At 64.4% G+C, this 17623-nt stretch carries 18 protein-coding genes; 9 read left to right on the forward strand and 9 right to left on the reverse strand.

The features are described 5' to 3' along the window. Positions 1-325: 325 nt before the first annotated feature. Complete coding sequence (locus AAGA68_07495) at positions 326-1084, reverse strand: LytTR family DNA-binding domain-containing protein (protein MEM9384890.1); 759 nt, start codon at positions 1082-1084, stop codon at positions 326-328. Between the two features lie 430 nt (positions 1085-1514). Here AAGA68_07495 and AAGA68_07500 point away from each other — a divergent pair, with 430 nt between their 5' ends. From AAGA68_07500 to AAGA68_07530, 7 genes are all read left to right on the forward strand, one after another. Then, the gene (locus AAGA68_07500) at positions 1515-2189 is read left to right on the forward strand and encodes a DUF2306 domain-containing protein (GenBank protein MEM9384891.1); all 675 of its coding nucleotides are present in this window, start codon (positions 1515-1517) and stop codon (positions 2187-2189) included. Positions 2190-2465: 276 nt separating this feature from the next. Continuing rightward, complete coding sequence (locus tag AAGA68_07505; GenBank protein MEM9384892.1) at positions 2466-3359, forward strand: LysR substrate-binding domain-containing protein; 894 nt, start codon at positions 2466-2468, stop codon at positions 3357-3359. A gap of 133 nt (positions 3360-3492) precedes the next feature. Then, positions 3493-3720 (forward strand): hypothetical protein, encoded by a 228-nt coding sequence (locus AAGA68_07510; protein MEM9384893.1) that lies wholly within the window; start codon positions 3493-3495, stop codon positions 3718-3720. Between the two features lie 330 nt (positions 3721-4050). Next, positions 4051-4791 (forward strand): VacJ family lipoprotein, encoded by a 741-nt coding sequence (locus AAGA68_07515; protein MEM9384894.1) that lies wholly within the window; start codon positions 4051-4053, stop codon positions 4789-4791. Continuing rightward, the gene (locus tag AAGA68_07520; GenBank protein ID MEM9384895.1) at positions 4784-7267 is read left to right on the forward strand and encodes an MMPL family transporter; all 2484 of its coding nucleotides are present in this window, start codon (positions 4784-4786) and stop codon (positions 7265-7267) included. The genes AAGA68_07515 and AAGA68_07520 overlap by 8 nt, the downstream gene beginning before the upstream one ends. 21 nt (positions 7268-7288) lie before the next feature. Next, complete coding sequence (locus AAGA68_07525) at positions 7289-7945, forward strand: ABC transporter substrate-binding protein (GenBank protein ID MEM9384896.1); 657 nt, start codon at positions 7289-7291, stop codon at positions 7943-7945. Between the two features lie 413 nt (positions 7946-8358). Beyond that, positions 8359-8808 (forward strand): hypothetical protein, encoded by a 450-nt coding sequence (locus AAGA68_07530; protein ID MEM9384897.1) that lies wholly within the window; start codon positions 8359-8361, stop codon positions 8806-8808. An 8-nt stretch (positions 8809-8816) separates the two neighbouring features. On the opposite strand, the gene AAGA68_07535 is transcribed toward AAGA68_07530, so the two are convergent. The 3 genes from AAGA68_07535 to AAGA68_07545 are packed head-to-tail and all read right to left on the reverse strand — an operon-like array spanning position 8817 to position 10503. Next, a complete protein-coding gene (locus AAGA68_07535; GenBank protein ID MEM9384898.1) occupies positions 8817-9122 on the reverse strand; it encodes an AzlD domain-containing protein in 306 nt (101 codons plus the stop codon). Further along, positions 9119-9823, reverse strand: a complete 705-nt coding sequence (locus tag AAGA68_07540) for an AzlC family ABC transporter permease (GenBank protein MEM9384899.1) — start codon at positions 9821-9823, stop codon at positions 9119-9121. The genes AAGA68_07535 and AAGA68_07540 overlap by 4 nt, the downstream gene beginning before the upstream one ends. A gap of 17 nt (positions 9824-9840) precedes the next feature. Continuing rightward, positions 9841-10503, reverse strand: a complete 663-nt coding sequence (locus AAGA68_07545) for a nitroreductase (protein MEM9384900.1) — start codon at positions 10501-10503, stop codon at positions 9841-9843. A gap of 208 nt (positions 10504-10711) precedes the next feature. Here AAGA68_07545 and AAGA68_07550 point away from each other — a divergent pair, with 208 nt between their 5' ends. After that, complete coding sequence (locus AAGA68_07550) at positions 10712-12319, forward strand: tetratricopeptide repeat protein (GenBank protein ID MEM9384901.1); 1608 nt, start codon at positions 10712-10714, stop codon at positions 12317-12319. Between the two features lie 269 nt (positions 12320-12588). Here the strand turns inward: AAGA68_07550 and AAGA68_07555 are convergent, their stop codons facing one another. Next, on the reverse strand, positions 12589-13167 hold the full coding sequence (locus AAGA68_07555) for a tetratricopeptide repeat protein (protein ID MEM9384902.1): 579 nt from the start codon (positions 13165-13167) through the stop codon (positions 12589-12591). A gap of 9 nt (positions 13168-13176) precedes the next feature. Here AAGA68_07555 and AAGA68_07560 point away from each other — a divergent pair, with 9 nt between their 5' ends. Next, complete coding sequence (locus AAGA68_07560; protein MEM9384903.1) at positions 13177-13353, forward strand: hypothetical protein; 177 nt, start codon at positions 13177-13179, stop codon at positions 13351-13353. A 169-nt stretch (positions 13354-13522) separates the two neighbouring features. On the opposite strand, the gene AAGA68_07565 is transcribed toward AAGA68_07560, so the two are convergent. The 4 genes from AAGA68_07565 to AAGA68_07580 all read right to left on the reverse strand — a co-directional run bounded on the left by AAGA68_07565 (position 13523) and on the right by AAGA68_07580 (position 17522). After that, on the reverse strand, positions 13523-14440 hold the full coding sequence (locus AAGA68_07565; GenBank protein MEM9384904.1) for a hypothetical protein: 918 nt from the start codon (positions 14438-14440) through the stop codon (positions 13523-13525). 38 nt (positions 14441-14478) lie between these two features. Then, positions 14479-14760: an alpha/beta hydrolase gene (locus AAGA68_07570; GenBank protein MEM9384905.1), complete on the reverse strand. Its 282-nt coding sequence runs from the start codon at positions 14758-14760 to the stop codon at positions 14479-14481. Positions 14761-15047: 287 nt separating this feature from the next. After that, the gene (locus AAGA68_07575) at positions 15048-15458 is read right to left on the reverse strand and encodes a VOC family protein (GenBank protein ID MEM9384906.1); all 411 of its coding nucleotides are present in this window, start codon (positions 15456-15458) and stop codon (positions 15048-15050) included. Between the two features lie 150 nt (positions 15459-15608). Beyond that, positions 15609-17522, reverse strand: a complete 1914-nt coding sequence (locus tag AAGA68_07580) for a S8 family serine peptidase (GenBank protein ID MEM9384907.1) — start codon at positions 17520-17522, stop codon at positions 15609-15611. Positions 17523-17623: the final 101 nt, after the last annotated feature.

Consider the following 17623-nt stretch of genomic DNA (forward strand, 5'->3'; position numbering starts at 1 on the left):
CGGTCAATCTGGTGAGCGTGGGTCGCAGCCCAGCACAACTTGAGCGACCAAGCGGTACTCGCTTCGGTCAACGGATGTCCACCACGAGGATCTCGTCGCGATGAGGTGCGTCGCTTCGACCGCGCGCCCCGGCACCGGATTTGAGCGCCGACTTGGACGGCATCCTCGGCTGTGCCTACGGACGCCTGGCCTGGTCCGAAGGTTGTCAGCGGTACGCACTCGAGCGCCGCGCGGGGCCCGCAGCATTGCGTTAATCGAATCGATCGCTAGCGTTGCCCGTCAGCTCGAACGCGTACGGGGCGCAGTGGCGCGTCTTCGCCCTGGGTCACAGCCAGCCCTTGTCGCGCACACGTGCCGCTCCGGCCCGCGAGACGGGCACGGACGCCCCCGACTTCAAGCGCAGGTCGAGTTTGCCCCCAATCCTAGCAATGGAGGCCACGCCTCGGCGCGCCACCCACCAGGAGCGGTGTACGCGCACGCCGTCGAGGGTGGCGAGGAGCTGTTCGGCGTCGGACAGGCGCTGCAGGACCAGGGAGGTGCCCGCCGCCGTGTGCACGCGCACGTAATGGTCCTCAGCGGAGACCGCATAGAGCTCGGCGTCGCGGTGGGCTAAGGGAAGGCGGGCCCGAAAGGCGCGCACTGCATCAGCCTCGCGGTCGGATACTGGGGCCTCGAGTGGCGAGGCGCCGGACGGCGTAAACGGCAGCGGACGCAGGGCCCAGAGGGCAGCCACGATCACCCAGGTGTACGCCCAGAGTTGGCCGTGGAAGCTCTGCGGCACGGGCCGACCGATCAGCTGCTGGGTGCCCAAGATCAGCAGGTACGGGAGCGGCGTTGAGAGGAGCGTCTCCAGGGCAAAACGGGCCCACTGGGCGCGCACCCGTGCGCGCAGGGCGCGTGCGGCGGTCCACTGCACCGCCACCACGGCCACGACCAGCATGAACCAGTAGCTAGCGCGCGCCCAGAGCGGCAAGTACGTCACGGCCCCGTAGGGCGATACGGTGCCGAAGAACACCGCGACGGCGAGGAGGATGGCCGTGGCCCGCCCCAGCGGGTGGGTCAGCAGCTGCGCGACCTTGGGCATTCCCCTGTTCACTCACGATTCGCCAGTGGTCTTCGCTTAGCCACTCGCGAACTTCTCCAATGTTTTCACGTATCTGCAGGCTGGTGGGTGGGCCCCTGGGTAGACGCTTCTACGGTCGCGGCGCCGCCCGCATACCTCCTGAGGACCGAACACAAGTGATGAAAAGCTCCCCAACTTGCCTACCCCGTCGCCTTCGGCGCACCACGCTAGTCGCCTGCGCCTTCGTGCCGCTACTCGGCGCGTGCACGAACGTGTGCGCACCGCCGACCAGCGGTGTCGCCGTGTTCCCTACGCCCTCTACGGTCACTGAAGAGGGGCGGGCGACGCAAGTCGCGCGCAGCGCTTGGCCGTCCCCTGAGCGCGCCGCGCAGCCGCTGTCGTTACAATGAGGGCAGCTGGAGGCTTGCGAGCGCTAGGCTCGACAGCGCTGATGCTGATCGCTGCGGCCCTCGTACTCGGCCTATGCGTTGCCGTTGCGCGTTACCTCGTCGTCCCCCCTGAGGAGTATTCGTTCGTTCAACAGCGCGCTATCTATGCGTTGAAGCAGCCGATTTTGATGCTTCATGTGGGCGCGGGGATCGCCGCGATGCTGCTGGGTCTGGTGCAGTTCATGGGGCACCGCTGGCCCATGACGCTGAGCCAACACCGCACACTGGGGTGCGCCTATGTGGGTGCCGTATTGCTCAGTGCCGGCGCAGGCTTGAACCTGTCGATGACCACTTTCGAAGGACCCCCCACGGGCGTCGCCTTCGCTACCCTGGCTATCCTCTGGTCGGGGAGCACGTTGATGGCCTTGGTTCATGCGCTGGCGGGCGACCGCGAGGGTCATGGTCGCTGGATCATCCGTTCCTACGCCCTAACCTGCACGGCGCTCACAATGCGCACGCAGCTGGGGCTACTGATCTACGGCGCCGGCTTGAGCATGTCCGATGCGTACGTCATCGCCGCGTGGGGCGGTTGGGTGCTGAATCTCGTGGTGGTCGAGTGGTGGGTGTTGCGCCGGCAGCCTCAGGGCGTCACACGCTCGCCTCATTTGCAGCAACTGCGCGAAGACCGCCAGGCCGTGCACCACTCGGAGTCACTCATCGCCTATCGTACTGACTAGGCTAATCGGCCCGGAGTGCGCGAAGCTCTAGTACGTGGGCGCGCGCTCCGGGGCACCGCTCGAGCTGTCTACGCGCTCTTGAGCGCGCACGTTGGGCATCTGTGCTGGTCTCTCGCGCCTTGAAAACGAGTGGAGTCTCGATAGGTGGCCGGGCTCACTCGGCAAATCGCGGCGCTCGACTTTGTCTCTTTTCGGATGATGGTGTATTGATGTCGCCGTCAATGGCCCCATACGGAGGCTGACGCGGGCAATCCAACTGCCACCTACGATCCAGCCATGAGCACTCCCTCCAAGCACTCCCTTCGCGGCCTGCGCACCTTCTGCGCGGCCGCGCGCCACGAGAGTTTTCGTCTAGCGGCCGAAGAACTCTTCGTTACGGCATCCGCCGTGAGCCACCAAATCAAAACCTTGGAGGAAGAACTGGGTGCGCAACTGTTCGATCGCAATGCGCGCCGCCTGCGTCTGACGCCGCTGGGGCGGGCGCTTTACGAAGACGTCCACCCGCTGATCGAGCAGTTAGAGGCGGTGGTTGCCAAGCACCGCGCCACGCCCGCGAACAGTACGGTTCGGATCTCCGTGCAGCCGTTTTTCGCCAGTGAGCTGTTCGCGCCACGCCTGCCCGAGTTCACGACGGCCAACCCACACATCGATATCGAGGTGGGCACCAGTGATGAGTCCTCGGAGAAGCACCCGTCCGATGTAGACCTGTCGATCCGCCTATTCCGCTCGCCACCGGCCAATCTGCCGTACAACTTACTCCTGCCCTTGCGGGTGGTGGTGGCGGGTTCGCCAGACTTCGCCAAGGGCGTGCGCGTCAAAGGCGCCAAGGTAGTCAGCGAATTCCCGATGATCGTGCACAACACGAATGCGGATGGCTGGCAGCGGTGGTCCGCAGCGTCAGGAATCGAGTTGCCGAGGGGGAGCAAAACCATCCGCTTCGACTCGATGATCGCAGCGGTGCGGGCGGCCGAGCAGGGGGTCGGTGCTGCCCTCGTGCCCGTGCCTCTGGCCGATCTGTGGTTTCACCAGGGCAGCATTGTTCGCCTTTTTGATCAGGAGCTTGTGACAGATGCGAGCTACTATCTCGTATACCGCGTTGACCGCTTGGAGGATGATGAGGTGCGTCGCCTGCGGGACTGGATCTTGGCCACCTTCTGCTCTGACAGCTGAATTTTTCTCATCTATCGGGTGAGTTTTTCCCGCTTTTCTCCGCCAGGGGTATCCGCATATTGTGCATGTGCACATCGAAGCCAGCCTCGCTGGAAGCGACGTGCCCTAACTTCGCTTTTGAGGAGCGACAACCATGCACAAGACAATTGAACGCAACCCCTCCACCTTCGCTGCCCTGGGTCAGCGCGCCGCCGCTGGCGCGATCGGCGTCGTGCAGGTGCCGCTGGCTGGCGGTGATGAGCTCAACCGTGCGATCGCCGAGCGACTGCTACGCAGGCGACAAAAGTCCCATCGCAAGGCGCACCCGGACGCCGCCACGCCCTACGTGCCCGCCCGCCCAGCGCACGCTGGCGAAGGTTGATCCGCCCGCGAGTCGCGCGTCCCGCGACTCGCCCGTTCACAAGTGCCGCCGTCCCAAACCCCCCCCTCCTCCGGGGCGGTGGCGCTTGCCCTCCCTCCCTCGACTGCCCGCCCTAAGCGCCAAATCCGCGTAACGCTCTGGCGCGCGGCGGCAACCGCAGAGGGCGCAGCTCTGTAAGCACTGAAAGAAGGTGCCGAGCGCGGTGGCCCTGTCGCTGATGGGCGACCTAGGCCGCAAGGTTTAGAGAGCTCCGGCGCCAGGTGCTGGTGAATACGCACGGGCGCCCCCATTACAGTGCTAGCGGTCGTAGCGGAGTGAGGTGACGGAGCGATGGAGATTGAGGGAGTGGGCGCGCGCGCGAGACTCGGCGCCTGGCGCCTTAGGGCTTTGCTGACGGTCGGTGCATTCGTCTTGCTGAGCGGCTGCGCGAGCGTAGGCGGCACCGGCGAGCCGTCGCAAGACCCTCTGGAGGGCATCAACCGAAAGGTTCTGGCCTTCAACGACGGCGCAGATCGTGCGCTGCTCAAGCCCCTTGCGCGCGGCTATCAGTTCATCACGCCGAATCCGCTCGAGACTGGTGTGTCGAATTTCTTCCTGAACCTGCGTACGCCGTGGACAGCGGTCAACCAGCTGCTTCAGGGCAAACCAAAGCTGGCCTTGGCAGATACGGGGCGGTTTTTGCTGAACTCGACGGCCGGCATCGGTGGACTATTCGACGTCGCCACCGACTCGGGCTTAGAGGCGCACCGGGAGGATTTCGGGCAAACCCTTGCCGTTTGGGGCGTGCCGTCCGGAAACTACGCGGTGGTGCCGTTCGCCGGGCCCTCTACCCTGCGAGATGGGCTCGCCGGCATCGTCGATACGCTGCTTTACCCGGTGAGGTTCATCGAGGACGATACGGTTCGCTGGTCCCTGCTCGCCACCGATGTCGTGCAAACGCGAGCGAAATTCCTGAGCGCGGAGGCTCTCCTGCGTGGTGATCGATACCTGTTCGTGCGCGATGCCTACCTGCAGCGTCGCGAGTACCTGATCAATGATGGCGAGATTGAAGAGGACCCTTTCCTTGACTGAGTCCGCGATCCACGCGGGCCTCGCGGCCCTGTGGCGTCGCACGGTGAAGGGGTGTTACCGCGGGTGCCTGCGCAACGCGCGATTGATTCAGCTAGCGATTTTGCTGGCCTGTGTGGCGGCCCTCGCCTTCGTGGGTCGCTTCAGCTTTGACGCGTCTTCGGACACCTTGGTGGCCCAGGGTGACCCGGAACTCGCCTATTTTCAGCAGCTCGTGGAGCGCTTCGGCCAGCGCGAAGCCTTGTACCTCACCTACACGCCGCACGAGGGAGAACTCTTCTCTGAACAGCACGTATCGGTGCTGAAGCGGATGCAGGATGAGCTGGCGGGGGTGGCCGGCGTGCTCCAGGTAACCTCATTTCTGGACGTGCCGCTCTTGCGCAGTCCGCCCGTGGCGCTGTCAGAACTCGCCGAGGGCTACGGCACGATTCGCGAAGGTGCGGATCTCGGCCTCGCTCGCGACGAGCTCACGGGCAGCCCGCTGTTCCGCGATCTTCTGGTGTCCGCAGACGGCACCACCACGGCCCTGCAGGTGGAGCTCGAAGACAACGTGCCCCTGCGCGAGGCCAAACGCGAGCTCGATGCGCTGCGTGAGGCCGAGGGTGGCGGCGTGGACATGATCGAGGAAGCGGTGGCCGCCGATCGCTACCGGGAGCTGAAGACAGCCCATCAGGTGGCGCGCGCCAAGCTGATCGCCAACGTCCGCACGATCCGCGCCGCCTACGAAGACTCTGGCCGCCTGTATCTGGGTGGCGTGCCCATGGTAAGCGCGGACATCATCGACTTCGTTCGCCGCGACATGCGACTGCTGAGCGGCGCGGTGGTGATGCTGATGGCAGGGGCGCTGTACGCCTTCTTCGGGCGGTGGCGCTGGGTGCTGATCCCCCTCGGCACGGTGTCGGTGACCGTGCTGATCATGCTCGGGCTGCTGGGCTTGCTGGGTCAGCCAGCCACGGCGGTGTCCTCCAACTTCATTCCCCTGCTCGCCATCACGACGATTTCCTTCACCATCCACCTGATCGCGCGCTATCGCGAGCTGTGCATCGTCGGCTTCTCGAATGACCACATTGCCCTGGTGTACGAGACCATGCGCTCGAAGCTCGCCCCGTGCCTGTACACCGCCTTGACCACAGCGGTGGCCTTCGCCTCACTGATGGTGAGCGACATCCGCCCGGTGGCCGAGTTCGGCTTCATCATGGTGCTCGGGATCGCCGTGGGGCTGGTGGTGACCTACAGCTTCTTCGCGGGAATCTTGGTGATGATCCCGTACGGCAAGAAGCCCAAGCCGCAGGCGCAGGCCGCGCTGCTAACGGGAGCGTTCTCCAAGATTGCAACGGCGCGGCCTGCGGCTATCCTGGTCTTGTCCGTAGCGTTGGCCGCCGCGGGGTGGGCTGGAATTTCGCAGCTGAGCGTCAGCAATCGCTTTGTGGACTACTTCCGCAGCGGCAGTGAAATCCGCGACGGCATGGTGTTCATCGATGAGAATCTCGGCGGCACCATCCCCTTCGAGGTGGTTCTCGAGTTGCCGCCCTGGCAGCCCGAGGAGACGGACGAGGACGACGACTTCGCCGCCTTCGAAGACGAAGAGCCGGACGCTTTCCCCGAGCGCTACTGGTTTACGCCGGCGCGCGTTGCGCTGCTCGATCGCCTGGAGACCTATCTCGGCGAGCGAGCCGAGGTCGGCAAGGTCATCTCGATCTCCACCCTCGAGCACATCGCCCGCGCCTTCAATGACAACCAACCGCTCGATTACCTGCAGATCACGGCAGTGCTCGCCCTCATGCCCGAGGAGATCAAGGCCTCGCTGATCCGCCCGTACGCCTCGCCCACCACCGGCGAGCTGCGCCTGTCGGCGAGGATCCACGAGACAGGGCCGAAGTTCTCTCAGGAAGAGCTGTTTGCGGATATCGAGAGCTTCGCCGTGCAGGAGCTCGGCCTGGAGCGTGAGCAGGTGCACGTGACGGGCATGGCCGTGCTCTTCAACGACATGCTCAAGCGCCTATTCAGCTCGCAGCAGTCGACGCTATTCGCTGTGCTTGCCGCGATCCTGCTGACCTTCGCCGTGCTCCTGCGCTCGGTACGGCTAGCGATACTCGGGATTCTGCCGACGGCGTTAGCTGCGGAGAGCGTGCTGGCTGTGATGGGCTTGGTTGGCATTCCGCTCGACATCATGACGATCACCACGGCGGCGATCATCGTCGGCATCGGCGTGGACGACGCCATTCACTACCTACATCGGTTTCGAGAGGAACGTGCCCTGGGGCACGATACGTTGACCGCCGTGCGCAACAGCCACGCGAGCATCGGCAATGCGCTCTACTTCACTTCGATCACCGTGGTCGTGGGCTTCTCCGTTCTCGCCCTGTCGAGCTTTGTACCCACTATCTACTTCGGCGTGCTAACGGCCCTCGCCATGGTGCTCGCGCTAGTGGCCAACCTGGTGGTGCTGCCGGCGCTACTTATCAAGTTCTATCGTTAATCGCTTGCACATGAGGATGTGATGATGCAAACGAATATTCCTGCGCACAGCACTGGTTGGCTCGCGGCGCTGTGGTGCCTCGGCGCGCTGACCGGGCTGTCGCTGGCGGCAGTGGCCGGCCCCGCGGACGACACGGTGCGCGAGGCGACTGACCTGGTCGTGAGCGCGCTGGATGAGCAGCGCGCGACGTACGCGGAAGATCCTGCGCCGCTGCATGATCGAATGACCGAGATCCTGGAGCAGTACGTGGCCTTCGATCGCATCGTTAGCGGAGTGGTGGGCAAGCACAAAGCCGCCCTCAACGACGACCAGCGCGCGCGCTTCCGGAGTGTCTTCGTGGCTTCCTTGGTCGATCTCTACGCAGACTCGCTCATATCTCTCCAGGCGAAGACCATAGAGGTGCGAGAAGCGAAGATTCGCAAGAAGGGGCGGGCCCAGGTGAGCATGGACGTCACCACCACGAACGGTAGTGACTTCACCCTCGAGTACTCCATGGGACAGGAGGATGATGGCCGCTGGTTGATCCGCAACATGATCGTGGGCGGTATCAACCTGGGGCTCACCTTTCGCAACCAGTTCGACGCGATGATCGGCGAGCAGGCAGGCGATGTAGAGGCGGTGCTCGTGCGCTGGCGTGAGACCACGACCGAGGATAACGCCAACGCCTCGACTCGCTGAGGCGTGCCCTCTCGCGTGCCGGTTGTTGATCGTCGACGCGCGCGAAACCTTCGAAGCGCTGGCATCGTGCCGGCGCGGCACGGCACGATTCCAATCAGCTAGGCGGTAGCGACCGCTTCGACAGCTAACCACTAGGTGCTGCCACCCACCTGCCCGTGCTCAATACGACCTTCGCGGGAGCGTAGAACGATGCGCTCAGCACCACGCAACAACCCTTAGGACACCGCCAGCCCTTACGCGACGCCAACGCTGACGCCGCGATGCAGAACGGTTCTAGCAGTTGTTGATCTGGGATCTGGTCACCTTGACTTCGCAGTGGTGCTCGCCTCATAACTGGAGCGGGTGGCTGCGGCGGGTCGCAAGGGAAGCGGAAACCGTCGTCGGAGTTCGTCCGTAGCGAAAGGGGAATAGCGATGGAGATAACGCGAGTCATTCTGACGGTGGTGTGTTTGTTGTTCGTGCCCTCGGCCGGCTTTGCCGAGTGCGAGCGCCAGGGAGGCTGTGCGGATGTCGCAGAGATGTCGGCGGTGGCGTCAGACGTCGCGGAAGAAGCGAAGCCCGCGAAATCGGGGTATACGTGGGAGGAGTTGGTAGAGGCGATTCCTCAGCTGAAGGAGTACGAGTTGGGGTTTCAGCGCTCCGATCGAAAGGGCGCTTCCAAAGACGAGGGCACCTACATGGTGTGCCAAAAAGTTAAGGGCCCTGATAGCCGTATCAAACGTCGTGCGTGCATGCCGCTGAATGAGTACTTGGCGTACGTGACACGAGAGCGAACAGCTGCAGAGCAAGCCCGTTTGGAGTTTCTGTCGCGGCCAAGCCAGCGGCCGGTGACTCGGCTTCAGTCGCGTTGTCCTGGCTGCTGAGTGCGCCGCTACAGGGCGCTGAGCACCCAATAGGTCGCCATGGCGGCGACTAGCGTAACCACGTGGCTACGCGTGAAAGACGCTACGGCGACGGTGGTGGCTAACCCCACGAGGGCCGGCCACCCAACGATTTGGGCTTCGCCATCTCTCACCAGCATCGATACGACCAGCGCGGCCATCACCGCCGGGGCCACATAGCCTAGCACTCGCTGCGCTAGGGCGGGGAATTCGCGTTCGGCTAGCAGCAGGATGAAAAGTGCGCGCATCAGGTAGGTGCCCGCACCTGTCACCACGATGGCCACTACAATGCTCACCGTGGGCCCTGCCGCCGCAGCTCCAGAGCGATGCCAAGCGCAATTCCTACCGCTGCCCCTACCAGTAGGCCCACTCGATTGGGAAATCCGCTAGCGAGCAGCGCGCAAAGGGCGGCGACCAATGCGACTACCGCCTTTTCCCAACGATCAATAGCCATCACCAGCAGCGCGGTGAATAGAACCGGTGCGGCGAAAGCAAGATCAACGGTCTTCGGTAGCAGAGGGCCCACGTAGATTCCGACGGCGGTCGATAGCATCCACAAGGTCCAGAAGCTGAAGCCGTTCGCTAGGTAGTAGGCACGGAAGGTCGCCGGGTCTTCATCATCATCTCGCACGGTGCTGAGGGCGAAAACCTGGTCGACTAGCACGTAGGGCCCGATCCAGCGAAACCAACGAGGTTGGCCGTGGAAGCGCGGCGCGAGCGCCACCGAGTAGAGCAGATGCCTCGCGCCGACGATCAGCGCAGCTGTCACCGCGGCCGCCAGCGACGCGCCCTCGCCGAGCAGGCTCAGGAGCGTCAGCTGGGCCGCGCCCCCGAAGATGATCGGCGAGGTCGACCAGCCCAGCCAGTGCCCGACCCCGGATTCCACCACGACCACGCCGAAGACGAAGGCGAAGGGCAGCACGGGGGCGAATAGCGCAATGCAGTCGCGGATGCCGTCACGAATCGGGTGCCGAGACGCACCGGTGGCCTTAGACACGACGCGTCGCTGCCGGGCTAATCGCGGAAGACGACGCTGTTGGTGAGGGGCTCGCGATCGGTGCGCGCACGATTGGCCAGGGCCTCCTCATCCGCGTAGCCGAAGGACATGCCGAACAGCACGCCGCGCCCTTGCGGCAGGGCGAACATCGCACGGATCGGATCCGGGAACTGGCCGAGGGCACCCTGCATGCAGGTGGCGAGACCGCGCTCGTGCATGAGCAGGCTCAGCGTTTGCGCATAGATGCCCACATCGACGGCGCCCATGATGTCGAGGTAGGTGTCCATGGTGAAGATCGCCACGTGGGGCGCGTCGAAGAACTGCCAGTTGCGCAGCATCGCCTGCTGGCGGGCGGGCTTATCCTGGCGGTCGATGCCGAGCGCGCCGTAGAGGGCATTGGCAGCGCCGAACTGCCGCTCGCGGTGTTCGTTCTCGTAGGCCACGGCCCAGTTGAAATCGGGGTTTGGCGTTTGCCGGGTCATCACCTCTTTGACTAGCGCGGACTTGAGCTGCGCGGTGGCCTCGCCGGATGCCACTAGCACCTGCCAGGGCTGGACGTTGCAGTTCGAGGGGCTGCGCTGAGCGTCGCTGAAGATCTGCCTCAGCAGTTCGGGCGCGACGGGCGCCGGGCGAAAGCCACGGCATGAGTAGCGCGAGGCGAGGATCTCGGGAAGGGTCATGGCAATCGGCGGTCATGGTGGGCGGTGAAGAAGCGCATCCTGCGGCAACGAGTGGCGCAAGTCATCCCTCGCCGGCGCAGACATCGTGACCTGCGGCGTCCTCGCTTGCCGACACCCCTTGCTATGATCGGCTGCCTCGCGCGTGCGGCACCGTGTGTCGGGTCGCGGCGCAAACCCTCAAGACCAATCCGTCGGACGCCACCTTCCCATGAGCACTCCCCCAGCTGGCGATGCCGTGCGTCTCTCGCAGAGCGATCTGTGGCAGCGGCAGAAATCCTTCTACTGCCGTGAGGGTGTTGCTGCCTGGCAGGGCAAGGTGCCCTTCTACGCCACCAGCAACGCCTTCATCGCCAACGCCTACGCGCAGATGATTCTCGCCTACATGCAAGACACGGCGGCGCGCACGCCCGGCGAGGTTCACCTCACCTTCCCGATCGTAGAGGTGGGGGCGGGGCCCGGGATCTTCGCGTTCCACCTCGTGCAGCGCCTCAAGGACCTCCTGGCGTTGCTGGACGATCCTCGCCTGCGTTTCACCTACGTGCTGACCGACGTCGCCCAGCGCAACCTGGACTTCTGGTGCCACCACCCCGCTTGGGAGAGTCACATCGAAAGCGGCCTGGTCGATTTCGCCGCCCTCGATCTACTCACGGACACGGACCCGCCTCTGGAGCTCGCCGGTGCTCCCCTGTCCAGCCTCATCGCCCAGGGCGATGGGCCACGGACGCCGATGATCGCTTTGGCGAACTACGTGTTCGACTCTATTCCCACCGACGTCTTCCGGGTGGAGAGCGGCGTGCTCGAGGAAGGCCGCGTGCCACCATCACCCACCTTCGAAGCGGACTATCCCGAGAACTACTCGGTCACGCTGGAGGACATCAACAGTCCGCTCACCTTTCAGCGCGCGACCCTGCCGTACTACGCCGACCAAGCGAAGGATGCCGTGGTCCAGCGCTACCTCGACAGTGGGCGCGAGGGCTACCTCTGTATGCCGATCGCGGCTATGGAGGTGATCGACAAGCTCACCGCGCTGGCCGAGCGCGAGCTGCTGCTGATCAGCAGCGACAAGGCCTACTCGGGCCACGCGGCGCTATACGCTGCCCACGAGCCCGAGCTTGCCTTCCACAACGAAGCGCACTCGATCATGGTCAACTTCGAGGCTCTCGGCGAGTACTGCCGTGCGCGCGGTGGCGACGTCTACCACCAGCGCACTCAGCAAGGGCTGGCGACCTCTGCGTTCCTCCTAGGCAAGCGGCTCGACGCCCTGCCGCGCACGAGGCTAGCGGTGGAGACGCACCTCAACGGATTCAGCCCGGGAGATCTATTCCGTGTCTCAGCACACCTCGCCGACACCTCCGGCGATTGCCCGCTGGAAGTGCTGGTCGCCCACATGAATCTCTTGCGCTGGGATCCGGAGCTGTTCAACCAGCATTTGGAGTTGATCTTGAGCGAGGTGCGTGAGGTGGATGCGAGCGTGTGGAAGGACCTCGCCGATGGCGCCCGCTACGCAGCCACGCAGGTGTACCAGGTGCCCGAGACGCCAGACACGTTGATGAGCATCGGCTGCGTGCTGCAGGAAATGGAGCTTTACGACGATGCCCTAGCGTGCTTCGAGCGCTCGCGCGCCGAGAACGGCGAGAACGCGCTGGCCAGCTACCACATGGGCCTGTGTTACCTGGGACTTGAGGACAACGCCCGCGCCGTCAGCGCTCTCGAGGCCTCGGTGGCGATGAATCCCGATGACGTGACGGTGAAGGGCTGGCTGATGCAGGCCCGAGAGTGGCTGGCTGAGCAGGAGCAAGCGCCGCCCCGGGCCTAGGGCGTCTCCTGTGGTGCGTAGCGCGCGGCCAGATTCGCTCGTTCCCAGCGCGCGTACAAGGTGGCGAGTGCTGCGCGCGCCTCACGGGTGGCGTCGTGCGCTTCACCGAGCGATGCCGTCAGGCCCTCGTAGGCGGTGAGCTGTAGGGGTTCGGCCTCAGTGTAGTGCTCCGACAGCGAATGAAAGGCTCCTAGTCGACGGCGTACGTCGTGGCCGATCCAATGCTCCGGTAAGGTCTCATCTAGGATCGCAAGCGAGGTGGTGAAGGCCTATAGGGCCGCGTCGATCTGTCCCGCATTGCTCTCCAAGCGCCCCACGTTGGCGAGCGTGATGCCGATGTCCGGGTGCACTTCGCCGAAGTTTGCGCGCAGGATCTCTAAGGCGAGATGGAAGCTATTCCGAGCCCCCTCCACGTTCCCCAGGCGTTGCTCAGCGCGCGCCAGACCGTTGCGTAGAAACGCGTTGGTCTGGTGCTTTGGGGAGAGGTGTTGGTCGGTGATCGCGAGAGCGCGGCGGTATTCTGCCGCGGCCTCGTCCCAGCGTTGGGCGCTGGCGAGGGCGTTGGCGAGGTTGTGGAGCGGCTCGGCGAGGCGGATGTCACCGGACCCGTGGTCACTTGTCAGACGCTCAATCCCCTCGCAGCTCAAGGCGATGGAGGTCTGCGCGTCGCCGTCGCTCAGGGCAAAGCTAGCGAAATTGATGACCGCATCGGTTAAGAAATCTGGGTGCTCCGCAGCGTTCTTGTGGGCTGCGTCCAGTGCTCGTTGGGACAGCGGCCTCGCCTGATCCAGCTCACCCTGGCGGTGCAGGATGCGGGCCCGCAGTTGATCGCTCTGGGCACGCGGCACGGCATCGACGTGGCCCGTGTAGGTGGAGATTGCCCCCTCGGGATCGTACTGCCGGATTCCGAGTACTGCGTCGATGGCGTCTGCACCGTGGATCTGTTGCCCAATGCAGGGGTCTTCGATCTTATCCCACGTGCGGAGGGATCGAACTTCTTCATTGGCTGGGTCGATGAGCAGTGCGACACGTAGAACTTCTTCACCGGTGCTTGCACCTCGATCCTCACCGGTGACCGGACGGTGACGGCGGAGTTCTTGAGCGAGTGAGCGTCCGCTGTTTGAGGGCCGCTGGGTGTGGCGCTCAGCGACCCCTTGCGCGATGGGGGACCGGTGTTGCTGCGCCCAGGGATCTCCTTGACGTCTACTGCCAGAGGTAGATCACCTCGCCGGGTGCCTCCCGCGGCAGCGCGTCCCCGCGCGCATAGGCCCGCGCCACGGGCGACCGACGCGCATGGGTATCGAGAAACATCATGGTGGCCGAGCGCGTGATGTCCAGCTGACGGGGGTCGTCCGCGAGGTCACAGGTCTCGATCGGCAGGTCGCCGAAGATGCCGCCGAAGGCATGATCGCCACCTACCAGGATAGGGAGGTACTTCAGTGGCGAGCTGGCGAGGAAGTATGGGTCTGTGCGTTCGTACCAGGGAAAGTCCTCCTCGCCATCCTCCGTGCCGGTCATCACCATCAAGGGGAGGGAAACGCCAAGATGTGAGCCGTCGTCAAACAGTCCCACATTCGTGCCGACGGCGGAGAGCAGTAGGGCGGCGATGGGCTTGGGGTCTTGGAAGTCGCGGCCGTCGAAGGGTCTGGCGCCGGCGATCAGCTGCATCGTGAGCGCGCCCATGGAGTGGCCGCCGATGACCACGCGATCGCCATCGAAGCTCGCGTCCGCGAGCGCCTCGATCGTGTCCAAGCGATTTAGCACATAGCGCACTTGGTAGGCGCGCTCGTCCCAGTTGGAGAAGTCGAACTGCTGGGAGCAGCCATCGGCGGGCAGCTCGTCCTGCTGCAGGTAGGAGTCGCTGTGGTCGATCTGCACGATCGCGTAGCCCCAGGAAGCCCAGTGTGCCACCAGAGGCACGTAGGCTTGCCGGCTGCCGCCGTAGGCGTGGGACCAGACGATCACCGGGGTATCGCTGACGCCCTCGGGCACGGTGACGCGCAAGACGAGATCGTCGATCGTGCCTGCCTCGTTGCCGGGCAGGATCAGCGGGTCGTGCGTCTCAACGTTGAGCGGGCCGGCGCTGGCGAGATAGAGCGAAGCGAGGATAGTGCTGAGCATGTTGCCTTCCTTGACGATGGCTCGTGCGCCAGCATACGTCAGTTGTTCGCTCGCCGCCCGCGGGGCAGGCTTTCAAGGGGCGGAAGCGTCGCCACGAGGGCCTCGATGCTGGCGGCGATATGCTCCGGCGTCACATGATGCAGTGCGTGGCTCTGTCCTGGCAGCACCTGCGAGGTCCTGGATTCGATGATCGCTTCAAGTCGCTGGCCATGATTCCAGTAAGGCACGATGTCATCCTGGTCGCCGTGAATCGCCAGCATAGGATGGGCGATTGAGCGGTAGCAGCCACCTGCGGTATCGCAAGCGTGGGCTGTGGCCACAGCCTGGACGATCGAAGCAGAGCACCCGATGGCGACGGGCGAGCAGCGGGGCGATCGAGCTTTCGAACTCCAATAGACTGGAGCTGGCGCCGTGGGTGAGCACGACCGTGGGCCCTGCCCCTCGGTCGGTGTAGTGGAGGCGCTGCGAACCTACCTCGAGGAAGGCTCTCACAGGGTGGTGCACGCCGCTCGGCAAGGCGTACGCCCACCGCGGTGACCAGTGCCAAAACGATCGCCGTCGTCACTAGGCCGGCGACGAGCAGCCCGAGGAATACGACCTACAAGCGCTAGGCGAGGTAAGGATCTTCCTTCGAGGGTACGGGCTCCCACAGTTCGATCTTGCGACCCTCAGGATCGAGGATCCAGGCGAAGCGGCCGTTGGGTTGAGCGTCCACGTCGCCCACCACGGTGATGCCTTGTTCGCGACAGGCGCAAAGTATCTCGTCGAGGCCCTGGACGCGGAAGTTCATCATGAACTCTTGGCTTGAGGGTTCGAAGTAGTTGGTGTCGTCCGGGAAGGCGCTCCACACGGTGTAGCCAGTCTCCGAGGGCGTGTCCTTGTCGGTCCACTGGAAAGCGAAACCTCCCCAATCAGCAGCGTCGATACCTAAGTGCTTTCGGTACCACTCGATGGTGCTCTTGGGGTCCTTGCTGCGAAAGAATAGGCCGCCGAGACCGGTCACGCGTGCGTTTGCCATGGTCGCCTCTCCCGAGTGTTGCTAGCAATGGACGCACAGTATGCGCCATCGCAGATCGCAGCGGGGACCATGCAGTCAGGGCTCGCAAAGAGAAAAGGGAGCAGTGTTGCCGCCCCCTATTCGGTCGTTCAAGCCCGATCGACCGTTTGCCTAGTCGTCGTCTTGCATCAGGACGCTCGATGCACCAGTGCCTTGGTACAGGGGGTCGCCTTCGGTCACGGCATCGCTCCACAGGTAGCCGTCGGACCAGAGGTAGCCATCGCTCCACAGATAGCCGTCGGACCAGAGGTATCCGTCGCTCCACAGATAACCGTCGGACCAGAGGTAGCCGTCGCTCCACAGATAACCGTCAGACCAGAGGTATCCGCTGGCGAAGGCCGCATCGCCCCAGAGATTGGCGGTGTCTTCCACTAGCACGCCCGCTTGCCCAGGCACGTGCAGCATCAGCGGCGAGAGGGCTTCGCCGGTGACCACGGCGGTGTCGTTCATCGCCGCTTCCACATCGAGTAGACCGGCGCCGGCAGCTGTAGGATCGGCGCTGAGCTTGCGTGCGGAGCGCATCAAGCGGGCCTTCACGGTGGCGGGGCTCAGGCTAGGGTCCTTCTGCAGCATCATGGCAGCAGCAGCCGCCACCATGGGCGCGGCCATGCTGGTGCCAGACAGGGCCAGGTAGTCGTCGTGGCAGTTCGTCCGAGTACAGTTGACAATACGGTTAGGTAGATCGCTACGTAGCTGGGCCACGTCCGGGATCGGTGCGACCACGCGGTTGCCCGGAGCTACCAGATCTGGCTTCAGCACATGATCGATGAGGGTCGGACCACGGCTCGAGAAGGTCGAGATAAAGTCGTCGCTGAAGTCATCGCCGGTGCCATGATCAGTTATGGATCCGACTGTGATGATCTTGCGCGAGGTGCCGGGGCTCTTGATGGTGAAGTTGCCATTGCGGCCAAGGTTGCCCGCCGCTGCGACGACCACCATACCCTGATCCCAGAGTGCCTCAGCGGCGGCGACTAGGGGATCGGTGTCCACGGACTGGCTGACGCGCTTGCCCAGGGACAGGTTGACCACCTTGATGTCGAAGTAGCTGCCGTAAGTAAGCAGCCAGTCCATCGCCGCCAAGGCATCGGAGACGCCGCCGCGGCCCTGACCGTCGAGTACGCGTAGGGACAGCACCTGGGCCCCGCGGGCGGTGCCACGGAAGTCCCACCCGGAGTTGCGACCGCGGCCGTTGATGATGCCCGCCACGTGGGTGCCGTGGCCGTTCACGTCCTCGCGCGGGCTGCCGTTGTAGGCCGCGACCTGACCGTTGAGGATCGTGGGCGTGGGGTATTGGCCGCCGACGAAGTCGTACTGCAAGACGATCTTATGGCTCAGGTCATCGTGGGCAGCAACGCCTGTGTCGATTACGGCCACCTTCACGCCGGAACCGTTGAACGGAAAGTTCGCTGAGTTGACCGTCGGCAGCCTGGCCGCCTTGCGCGAGGCTACCGAGCTCACGCTAATCGCCTCGTCTAGCGCCAGGTGGTCGACGTTGCTGTCGATCGCCAGGCGGTCGATCGCTCCCGCGGGCAGGCTGACCGTGCGCATGTCGAGGGTGCGGTAGCTGTGGGTTACCGTGCCGCCCAGCTGGGCCACCTTCGCATCGTCGAACAGCTCCGGATGCGCCTCGTAGCTCACCACTACGCTTACGGGCGCGGTTCCGCCAGCCGCAGCCATCTGGGCCAGGGGCGGGACCATCTTGGCGCGCGCGACGTCGATCTGCGACCGCGTGAGCGCTTCAGGCACGCCGATCGTGGCGGCCACTGCCGCCGATGCGTTGGCGCTCTGCATGGCTGGGATGGCTCCCTCACTGTCCACACGCAACCCGTACTCGTCGACGGCTAGCGCCTCAGCTGGGCGGAGCCCGTCCGCGCCCGCTGGCGATTGCGCGTTGGCGCCGAGGAGCATGCCCTGGGGCGAAGGGGCGAGCGATGCGCCGTCGAGAGGCCTTTCAGTGTGGATGGACCACACGTACCCAGCGACAAGGGCGGTGGAGATCGCGGCGATCTGCATGGTGGGCTTCATAGTTCGGTTCCCGGTCTGGAGGTTAGCTTCATGCGACTCAGTTTGCTGGAGCCATTTCACCCGTTTGCCGGCCAGCCGGCGTGTATCTCTCAGGGGCGGTG

The organism is Pseudomonadota bacterium (genome assembly GCA_039193195.1).
Taxonomy (GTDB): Bacteria; Pseudomonadota; Gammaproteobacteria; order Steroidobacterales; family JBCBZW01; genus JBCBZW01.

Excerpts from the sequence above, each read along its gene's own strand:
- AAGA68_07495 (MEM9384890.1), bottom strand. The coding sequence starts at position 1,084 with ATGCCCAAGGTCGCGCAGCTGCTGACCCACCCGCTGGGGCGGGCCACG.
- AAGA68_07500 (MEM9384891.1), top strand. The coding sequence starts at position 1,515 with ATGCTGATCGCTGCGGCCCTCGTACTCGGCCTATGCGTTGCCGTTGCG.
- AAGA68_07505 (MEM9384892.1), top strand. The coding sequence starts at position 2,466 with ATGAGCACTCCCTCCAAGCACTCCCTTCGCGGCCTGCGCACCTTCTGC.
- AAGA68_07510 (MEM9384893.1), top strand. The coding sequence starts at position 3,493 with ATGCACAAGACAATTGAACGCAACCCCTCCACCTTCGCTGCCCTGGGT.
- AAGA68_07515 (MEM9384894.1), top strand. The coding sequence starts at position 4,051 with ATGGAGATTGAGGGAGTGGGCGCGCGCGCGAGACTCGGCGCCTGGCGC.
- AAGA68_07525 (MEM9384896.1), top strand. The coding sequence starts at position 7,289 with ATGATGCAAACGAATATTCCTGCGCACAGCACTGGTTGGCTCGCGGCG.
- AAGA68_07530 (MEM9384897.1), top strand. The coding sequence starts at position 8,359 with ATGGAGATAACGCGAGTCATTCTGACGGTGGTGTGTTTGTTGTTCGTG.
- AAGA68_07545 (MEM9384900.1), bottom strand. The coding sequence starts at position 10,503 with ATGACCCTTCCCGAGATCCTCGCCTCGCGCTACTCATGCCGTGGCTTT.
- AAGA68_07550 (MEM9384901.1), top strand. The coding sequence starts at position 10,712 with ATGAGCACTCCCCCAGCTGGCGATGCCGTGCGTCTCTCGCAGAGCGAT.
- AAGA68_07565 (MEM9384904.1), bottom strand. The coding sequence starts at position 14,440 with ATGCTCAGCACTATCCTCGCTTCGCTCTATCTCGCCAGCGCCGGCCCG.
- AAGA68_07575 (MEM9384906.1), bottom strand. The coding sequence starts at position 15,458 with ATGGCAAACGCACGCGTGACCGGTCTCGGCGGCCTATTCTTTCGCAGC.
- AAGA68_07580 (MEM9384907.1), bottom strand. The coding sequence starts at position 17,522 with ATGAAGCCCACCATGCAGATCGCCGCGATCTCCACCGCCCTTGTCGCT.